This window comes from Ruoffia tabacinasalis (assembly GCF_042652985.1).
Taxonomy (GTDB): domain Bacteria; phylum Bacillota; class Bacilli; order Lactobacillales; family Aerococcaceae; genus Ruoffia; species Ruoffia tabacinasalis.
In genome coordinates, this window is record NZ_JBHSHQ010000092.1 from 1 (window position 1) to 1,214 (window position 1,214).

Annotated in this window: 1 protein-coding gene; it reads left to right on the forward strand. The window is 38.3% G+C overall.

Annotated features, from left to right (window positions below; genetic code table 11):
- Nucleotides 1-1,214: IS21 family transposase (gene istA / locus ACFO5Y_RS11755; RefSeq protein ID WP_380706752.1), on the forward strand; the 1,214-nt coding region annotated here is incomplete at both ends.

Below are 1,214 nucleotides of genomic sequence, written 5' to 3' on the forward strand. Positions count from 1 at the left end.
CAAAAGAGCTCGCTAAACCAGGTGTTACGATGCAGCTTCTCTGGGAAGAATACGCCCAGGAATGTCGGTTAAATAATAAGATCTACTATAAATTAACCCAATTTAAGAAGCACTTTAATGACTATCTTTATAAGAATAGTTTTAGTCATGTACTTCATCATAAAGCGGGAGAACAAGTCCAAGTGGACTGGACGGGTAAACGCCCGCAATGGATTGATCCCATGACTGGTGAAATTATCAAAGGTGAATTATTTATCGGAACATTACCTTTTAGTGGTTATACTTATGCTCAAGCTTGTATAGATCAAAAGATGCCGAGATGGATTGAAGCCCATGTTAAAATGTTTGAATATTTCCAAGGGGTTCCCACCTTATTAACGCCTGACAATCTTCGGACTGGTGTAACCAAGAACACAAAGACACAGTTGCTCTTAAATCCAACCTATGAGGATATGGCGAACCACTATCAGACAATTATTGTTCCTACACGGGTTGCTCGTCCGAAGGACAAGGCGGCTGTTGAAAACCATGTTAAGCACCTTACAACGCATATAATTGCTCGTATGCGCAACTACCAATGCTTTAGTATCGATGAATACAACGAACATCTGCTAAAACTTCTCGATGAATTTAATGCCAAACCTTTTCAGAAGAAAGAAGGAAGTCGTCTTCAAATGTTTCAAGAATTTGAACAAGAAGCGCTTAAAGAATTACCGGCTTATTCATATGAAGTCTGTGAATTTAAAGAAGCGAAAGTGTATACAAATAGCCACGTCACATTAAACAAGCACTATTATTCTGTACCTTATCAGTATATTGGTGAAAAAGTCACCCTGAAAATTTATTCGACTTCCCTTAAAATTTATCACAATCAACAGTTCTTATGTGAACATGTTACCGTAGGTACTCGACCTGGCGCTTACTCTACGAATGAAGATCATCTGCCCGAAGAAAGTAAAAATTTTGGCAAGTGGAACAGTACTAGGTATTTAGAGTGGGCACGCCGAATTGGCCCAAATGTTCATCTCGTAATCTCCAGAATGTTTGATCAAGGTCCTGAACAACAGTATTATCGAAGAGTTCATGCAATATTAAAAATGGCAGACACCTATTCCGACCAAAGATTAGATAAAGCCTGCCATTATGCACTTGAACGATCTACTCACCCAAATTTTAAATTAATAAAACAGTTGATAGAAAGTTCCATCACTCAA